The organism is Arenimonas sp., assembly GCF_019459675.1.
Taxonomy (GTDB): domain Bacteria; phylum Pseudomonadota; class Gammaproteobacteria; order Xanthomonadales; family Xanthomonadaceae; genus Arenimonas.
In genome coordinates this window covers 1-7,343 of the sequence record NZ_JAIBFH010000137.1, presented here as the reverse complement: position 1 = coordinate 7,343, position 7,343 = coordinate 1, and the positions used below count along the sequence as shown (strand labels likewise).

Annotated in this window: 8 protein-coding genes and 1 pseudogene; 8 read left to right on the top strand and 1 reads right to left on the bottom strand. The window is 67.8% G+C overall.

Annotation, left to right across the window (positions count from 1 at the left end; genetic code table 11):
* A pseudogene (locus K0M70_RS04960) lies at positions 1 to 467 on the top strand (carboxypeptidase regulatory-like domain-containing protein); the annotation flags it as partial.
* On the opposite strand, the gene K0M70_RS04955 reads toward K0M70_RS04960, so the two are convergent.
* Entirely contained in the window at positions 464 to 2,083 is a 1,620-nt protein-coding gene (locus K0M70_RS04955; RefSeq protein ID WP_290780069.1) for an HD family phosphohydrolase, read from the bottom strand. The pseudogene K0M70_RS04960 and the gene K0M70_RS04955 sit on opposite strands and share 4 nt — an antisense overlap.
* Before the next feature lie 173 nt (positions 2,084 to 2,256).
* Between K0M70_RS04955 and K0M70_RS04950 the strand changes: the two genes are divergently transcribed.
* The 7 genes from K0M70_RS04950 (at position 2,257) to K0M70_RS04920 (ending at position 7,299) form a co-directional block, all read left to right on the top strand.
* Entirely contained in the window at positions 2,257 to 2,967 is a 711-nt protein-coding gene (locus tag K0M70_RS04950; RefSeq protein WP_290780066.1) for a TonB family protein, read from the top strand.
* 124 nt (positions 2,968 to 3,091) lie between these two features.
* Positions 3,092 to 3,676 carry a GNAT family N-acetyltransferase gene (locus K0M70_RS04945; protein ID WP_290780063.1) on the top strand — a complete coding sequence of 195 codons (585 nt, stop codon included), beginning with the start codon at positions 3,092 to 3,094 and terminating at the stop codon, positions 3,674 to 3,676.
* Positions 3,669 to 4,466, top strand: a complete 798-nt coding sequence (locus K0M70_RS04940) for an SAM-dependent methyltransferase (protein WP_290780060.1) — start codon at positions 3,669 to 3,671, stop codon at positions 4,464 to 4,466. The genes K0M70_RS04945 and K0M70_RS04940 overlap by 8 nt, the downstream gene beginning before the upstream one ends.
* A 35-nt stretch (positions 4,467 to 4,501) precedes the next feature.
* Positions 4,502 to 4,804: a hypothetical protein gene (locus tag K0M70_RS04935; protein WP_290780057.1), complete on the top strand. Its 303-nt coding sequence runs from the start codon at positions 4,502 to 4,504 to the stop codon at positions 4,802 to 4,804.
* Between the two features lie 23 nt (positions 4,805 to 4,827).
* Positions 4,828 to 6,582, top strand: a complete 1,755-nt coding sequence (locus K0M70_RS04930; RefSeq protein ID WP_290780054.1) for a GGDEF domain-containing protein — start codon at positions 4,828 to 4,830, stop codon at positions 6,580 to 6,582.
* Between the two features lie 229 nt (positions 6,583 to 6,811).
* A complete protein-coding gene (locus tag K0M70_RS04925; protein ID WP_290780051.1) occupies positions 6,812 to 7,081 on the top strand; it encodes a hypothetical protein in 270 nt (89 codons plus the stop codon).
* Between the two features lie 71 nt (positions 7,082 to 7,152).
* Positions 7,153 to 7,299 (top strand): hypothetical protein, encoded by a 147-nt coding sequence (locus K0M70_RS04920; protein ID WP_290780049.1) that lies wholly within the window; start codon positions 7,153 to 7,155, stop codon positions 7,297 to 7,299.
* Positions 7,300 to 7,343: the final 44 nt, after the last annotated feature.

Here is a 7,343-nt window from a genome sequence, read left to right as displayed (position 1 = left end):
GCGGGCTGTGGGCCACCAGCCTGGAAACCATCGCGCGCCCGAAAGGTGCCGGCGCTCCCGCCGTGCCGGCATCGGCGCGCGTCGGCGATCGCAGCGTGCTGTGTGGCCTGGACGATAGCGCAGCGCTGCGCGCGCCCGACGCCAGCGCCATCACACTTGCACGCGATACGGCCACGGGCTGTGCCGCCTTCTGGCCCACGTCGTCCGGCTGGCACGCGCTGACGGTGGGCGAAACCACGGCCGCCTTCCCCGTGCGCGGCGCAGACGAAGCCCCGGGGCTGCTCGCCGCCGAACGCCGCGAGGCCACACAGGCGCTCGCCGCCAATGCCACTGCGGCCGCCGCAGACATCACCGCCGTGGAAGCCCCGGGCCCGCGCTGGCCCTGGCTGCTGGGCTGGCTGCTGCTGTCGGCCGCGCTGTGGTGGTTCGAACGCGCGCGCCTGGGGCGCACGCCTGCGTCCGGCTAGCCGCGCGCGTCCATCGCCGCCAGTTCGGCCGCCAGCTCCGGCGACACGCCCGGGATGCGGGTCCAGTCGATGGCGTCGATCTGTCCGGGCGCCAGGAAGCGCTGCGCGTACTCCAGGTAAACGCGCTCGCGCAGGAACACGTCGAACAGGTCCGGGTCCACGTGGTGTTCCACCTTCATGCGGCCCAGGATGGTCAGCGATTCGGTCAGCGTCTTGCCCAGCTTGTAAGGACGGTCGCTGGCCGTCAGCGCCTCGAACACGTCGGCCACGCCCATCACCCGCGCCTGCACGCTCATCTGGTCGCGCGTCAGGCCGCGCGGGTAGCCCTTGCCGTCCATGCGCTCGTGGTGGCCACCGGCGTACTCGGGCACCTGGGTCAGGTGCTTGGGCCACGGCAGTGCCTCCAGCAGGCGGATGGTCATCACCATGTGGTGGTTGATGATCTCGCGCTCGGCGGCGGTGAGGGTGCCGCGGCGGATGCACAGGTTTTCCACCTCGTCGGCGGAAAGGAAGGGCTGGTCGCTGCCGTCGGGCGCGCGCCAGCGGTAGCCGGCAATGCGCATGATGTGCGCGATCTTGTCGTCGGCCATGAACTCGCCGCCCGTGTTGCACTGGCGCACGAACTCCCGGTCGGCCGCCAGCCGCGTCACGGCTTCGTCGTAGGCTTGCGCGTCCAGCTGGCCCTTCAGGTGCGCGATCTCGGCGTCGCGCAGCAGCACCTCGAAGCGCGTGTCCAGCAGCGCGATGCGGTCGAACAGGGTCTGCAGCTTGGTGGCCTTGTCCACCACGTGCACCGGCGTGGTGATCTTGCCGCAGTCGTGCAGCAGGCCGGCGATCTTGAGCTCGTAGCGGTCTTTCTCGCTCATCGTGAAGGACGCCAGCGGGCCCACGTCGGTGCGCGCCGCGGCTTCGGCCAGCAGGTTGGTCAGCACCGGCACGCGTTCGCAGTGGCCGCCGGTGTAGGGCGACTTCTCGTCGATGGCGGTGTTGATCAGGTTGATCAGCGCCTCGAACAGGTTTTCCAGCTGTGTGATCAGTATCCGGTTGTTGAGCGCAATGGCCGCCTGCGAGGCCAGCGATTCCACCAGCTGCTGCTCGGCCTGGCTGAAGGCGTCCACGTGGCCGGCGGCGTTCTTGGAATTGATGAGCTGCAGCACGCCGATCACATGGCCGTCGTGGTCCTTCATCGGCACGGTGAGGAAAGACTGCGAGCGGTAGCCGGTCTGGGCGTCGAAGGCGCGGGTGCCGGAGAAGTCGTAGCCTTCGGCCATATAGGCGTCGGGGATGTTGACGGTGGTGCCGGTGAGCGCCGCGTGCGCCACCACCATGCCGTGGTTGGGCCGGCCCTGGGCGTCATGCATGGGCAGCGGGGGGAAATTGATCGGCTGGCCATTCCGTCCGCCCATCACATAGCCCAGCGAATGGTTACGCAGCACCTCGAACACCAGCGTGTCTCCCTCCACCCGGTACAGGGTGCCGCCGTCCGCGTGGGCAAACTCGCGGGCGGCCTCCAGGATGCGCTCGAGCAGGGTGGGCAGGTCGCGTTCGTGCGACAGCGCGGCGCCGATGGCGTTGAGGGTCTCGAGGCGGCTCAGGATCTGCTGTTCGCTGGTCACGGCGGTATCGGCAGGATGGGGAGGCAGAACGATGTACCGAAAGCCGCCCTTCTGCAAACCGGGGCGATCGGGGCCGGTTTTTGTCATATAAAATTCATGGGCTTGTGGTAACGGGCACCGTCATACGGTTGTAACCTGCGTGTGCTGGCCCTTCGCCTGCGCTGGAGACGCCAATGAACATCTTCCTGACCACCCTCGTCGCCGCCTCGCTCGGCGCCGCTTCGCCGGCCATCGCGGCCACGGCCGAGGCAAGCAACTTCAACCTCACCTACGCGCTTGACCTGGACCGGGACGGCACCATCACGGCGCTTACGCCCACCGCCTCGCCCGACCTGCCCCTGATCGAAGCCGCGGTGGAAGCCGAAGTCCGGAGCTGGACCTTCCGTCCCGCCGACGTGGACGGCGCTGCGGTTCCCACCCGCACCTACCTGCGCCTGGGCATCGCCTCGCCCGGCATGGACCCGGCCCAGACCCGTATCGTCTCTGCCGCCACCGGCCCCGCCCTCACCAGCATGACCGCGCCCGGCTACCCGGCGGCGGCGCTGCGCCAGGGCGACGGCGGCGTGGTGGTGCTCAAGCTCAAGGTCGACGCCAAGGGCGCGGTCCGCCGCGTGGTGGCGGTGTCGAGTTCCAGCTCGCGCCGTGACTTCACCCAGGCCGCCGAGTCCGCCGCCGGCAACTGGCGCTTCCTGCCCGAACTGGCCGACGGCAAGCCGGTGGGCGCAACGGTGCTGATCCCGGTCTGCTTCCGGCCCCAGTCGCCCGAGCCGCAGGCCTGCGACTGGACGGCGCCAGGGGGCAAGCAGTTCAGCCGGTCTTCGGTGTCCGTGGCCGTTGACCCGGCCGCGCGCATCACCAGCGACCTGGCCATCGTCAGCAACTGATCCGCTTTCCTCATGCTCCAGGCCGGCCCGACGCGTTGGGCCGGCCTTTTTTTTGGCCGTGCTGGCAGCGCAGGGGTGTGACGCGCTAGGGTCGGCGCTACCTCGTTTCGCAGGCGCGTTGGCCATGATCGCCACGATTCACGGACAGCAGCTGGACCTGCGGCCACTGGCCGAGGCTCACGAGCCGCTTTACTCGCGGCTGTACACCGACCCGCTGGCTTTGCACCAAATCGCCAGCGCACAGGACGCCAGCAGCGCAGCGCACGGCTTCCGCGCCGCGCTGCAGTTCAACGCCGCGACGCAACCGGTGCGCATTTTCTGGGTGATCCAGGAACGCGCCAGCTTCCAGGCACTGGGCCTGATCGGTCTGTCGCTCGACGAGCCCGGCGGCGCCGAAGTGGGCGTGCTGCTGCCCGAAGAACACCAGGGCCGCGGCGTCGCCACCCAGGCCATCGCTGCCCTGGCCGACCACGCCTTTGCGGTGATGCAGCTACAGCGGCTGCACACGCGCCATGACCCGGGCCACGCCCTTGCCGCCGGGCTGATGGCCACGCTGGGCTTCGAGCAGATGGCACCCGCGGCTGGCTCCGGCCGCTGGCGCTGGCAGCTGACGCAGCGACGCTGGGCCGCCTCGCCCCGGCGACTTTCCACCGCCAATCCGCTACCCTCGGGCGGCCTCTTTCAAGACGGCATTCGGGGACATGGATAAACCGGGGAGCTTGGCCTGCGTCGGCATTGGCATGACGCTGGGCGCACACATCAGCCCGCGTGCGCGCAGCCACATCGAGCAGGCCGACGTGGTGTTCGTCGCCGTGTCCGACCCGCTGGTGGAACTGTGGCTGCAGCAGATGAACCCGGACGTGCGCAGCCTGCAGCCGCTGTATGCGGAAGGCAAATCCCGCCACGACACCTACCGCGAGATGGTGGACGTGATGCTGGCCCAGGTGCGCGCCGGCAAGACCGTCTGCGGCGCGTTCTATGGCCACCCCGGGGTGTTCGCACAGGCGCCGCACCGGGCGATCGCACAGGCGCGCGCCGAAGGGTTCCCGGCGCACATGGAGCCGGGCATTTCAGCGGAAGATTGCCTGTATGCCGACCTGGGCATCGATCCGGGCACCGTGGGCTGCCAGCACTACGAAGCCAGCCAACTGATGTTCTACCAGCGACGTATCGACCCGTCGGCCTATCTCATCGTCTGGCAGATCGGCATCGCCGGCGACCGCAGCTACCGGCGCTTTTCAACCGGCCCGGCGTACCGGCAGCTGTTGGTGGACCTGCTGGCGCAGGACTATCCGCTCGACCACCCGTGCACGGTTTACGAAGCCGCCACCGTGCCGATCAGCCGGCCGCGCGTGGACGTTGTCGCCCTGCGCGATCTGGCGGGCGTCGAGGTTGGCGTGCAGTCCACCCTGGTGCTGGCGCCATGCCGGCAGCTGACACCCAATCCTGCGATGCTTGCCAAGCTATCCGAGCTCGATGCCGCTGCGGCGTCGGCGTGACCCCCGCAACATCCACCCCAACCGAGGAACCGCACATGTCCAACGTGATCACTTTTCTGGAAAAGATGGGCAACAACCCCTCGCTGGCCAGCCAGTCGCAGGAAGACTACGCCGCGGCCGTCGACGCACTGGGCCTTGACGACGCTCCCCGGCAGGCGCTGCTTGACCGCGACCCGTCGGCACTCAACGGCCTGCTCGGCGGTCGCATGGAAATGATGTGCCTGCTGTACCCGGCCGACGGCGAAGAAAAGAAGGACACGGACGAGCCGGTCGGCGACGAAGATCAGCCGGTCAACGACGAACCGAAGTCGTCCATCCGCCACACCGGCCGCCACTGAGCCCTGGCGCGGCCCGCCACACCATGCACCGGACGCTCCAGGCCTTGCTGCTGGCTGCGACCCTGTGCGTGGCTTACCCCGTGGCGGCCGCGCCCGGCTCACCGGCTTTCGAGGCGATGCTGGTCCAGGCCGATCAGATTCGCAGCACGGATCCCGAGCAGCTGCAGTCGTTGCTGGGACAGATGAATGCCAGCATCGACGCCGCCAGTCCGGACCAGAAGCAGCAGCTGCAGTACCTGAAGGCCTACCACCTGGCCTATACCGGGCGTTTTGACCTCGCCATCGAAGCCGCCAAGAGCATCTTCAGCGATTCAACCGACGTCAGCCTGAAGTTCCGCGCCGGCGCCCTGATCGTGAACAGCTATGCCGCCACCCGTCAGTTCCCGGAGGGCCTGCGCTACCTCGACCAGACGCTGGCCCTGGCCGACGGAATCCAGGACCTTGAGGCGCTGCGCCATGGCTGGTCAGCGGCCGGCGTGATCTACAACCAGGTGGGCCAGTTCGAGCAGGGCAAGCGGTACGCCGACCTCATGCTCGCCGACAACCCGAGTGACCGCACCCGCTGCTTCGCGGGCACGCTGCGCATGGAGGCGCTCTACGGCCTGGGTCCATTGACGGGTGAAGACACGGCCATCGAAGCCCTCGTGCAGCATTGCACCGCGACAGGAGAGCCGGTGGCGGCGAATTTCGCCAGGGCGCAGCTGGCGCGCCTGTGGGGAGACCGCGGCGATCACGCCAAAGCCATCTCGCTGCTTTACGAACACTTGCCTGAAGTGGAGTCCACCCGTTACCCGCGCCTGGTGGGCGAAATCCACTCCTTGCTGGCCGAACAGAACTTCGCGCTTGGCTATTACGACGAAGCTGACTTCCATGCCGGCGAGGCCGTTAGAGAAAGCGCCGGCATCGCCCATTCCCTGCCGCTGGTGGCGGCGTATCGGGTCCTGTATCGAAGCGCCATGTTGCGCGGCGACGCCGCGGCCGCGCTTGAACACCACATTAAGTTCGCCGAGACCGACAAGGCCCTGATGGACAGCATCAAGGCGCGGGAAATGGCCTTCCAGATGGTCAGGAACGAGACCCAGCAGAAGATCCAGACCATCGAGCTTCTCAACAAGCAGAACCAGGTGCTGACCCTTGAGCGGGCGGTCACCACCAAGACCACCCAGGCCAACCGCCTGCTGATCGCCCTGCTGGCGGTGCTGCTGGCCTCCATCGGCTACTGGGCCTACAAGGTCAAGCGCATGCAGGTGTCGCTGCGCAAGCTGGCTGAAACCGACGCGCTCACCGGCATCAGCAACCGCCACCACTTCACCCGCCGGGCCACCACGGTGCTGGAACAGTGCCGCAAGGCCAACGAACAGGTGGGCCTGGTGATGCTGGACCTGGACCACTTCAAGTCCATCAACGACCAGTACGGCCACGCCACCGGCGACTGGGCGCTCAGGGAAGTGGCCAAGGCTTGCCTGCAGGTTTGCCGCCGCGACGACCTGCTTGGCCGCCTGGGCGGCGAGGAGTTCGCGTTCCTGCTGGTGGGCAGCGACCTGGAGGCCAGCGCCGCGCTGGCCCGTGAGTGCAGGCTGCGCATCGCCTCGATAGACACGCTCGCCTCGGGCCATGAATTCTCCATCACCGCCAGCTTCGGCGTGGCCGCGTCGCGCAACTGCGGCCACTATTTCGAGGCGCTGTTGGCCAAGGCTGACGACGCGCTGTATCAGTCCAAGCGCGACGGGCGCGACCGCGTCAGCCTGAGCATGGCGACGCATTCGTTCAGCACGTAGTCGCGCCGTTCATCCCGATTCGTGACGCACGGCCGGTTTGGGCCCGGAACTGTGACGCAGACCGTTTCGAAAGCGTGTGCAAGCGCAGGAAAACCCTTGAAACGTGCGGTATATCCCACTCACTGCAACTGTGAGGAAGACCGCATCGCCACGGCAGTTGACTGCCTAGACTCTCTTGCAACAAGCCACCGCAAGACGCGGCCAGGCAGGTGCAAAAGGGAGAACACTGGTGGCCACACAGCACAGCGCTTCGCACCTCGCCCTGCTTTTGTTCCTCGCGCTGGCTGGCAACGGCGCCGCGGCAGCGGGCACGGCATCGCAGGACACGCCGGCTTCGAGCGCCACCAGCGCGAGCGCAACCGTGGGATTTCGTATCGTCATCGGCGAAGTGCTGAGGTTCGACAGTCAGGTCCAGCGGATGCCTGCCAACGCGCCCCAGACCACGCGCATCGTCACCACGCAGGCCGGCCGCCGCCTGGTGACCCTCGCCCGCCCCTGAGCCGGTCGAGCTTGCGCGCGTCGGCTGGCGGCGCTTAACTGGGGGAAACCCCGCTTACGGTCCTTGAGCCCATGCTGATCCTGGAAACCGACCGGCTGCAGCTGTCGGAGCTGCGCCCGTCTGACGACGGGTTCAACGTTGAATTGCTCAACTCGCCGGGTTTCCTGGCCAACATCGGCGACCGCGGCGTGCGCACGCCCCCGGCCGCCCGGCGCTAAGTACCCGAGGGCCCCCTGGGCAACAAAACCGCCCCAGGGTTAGG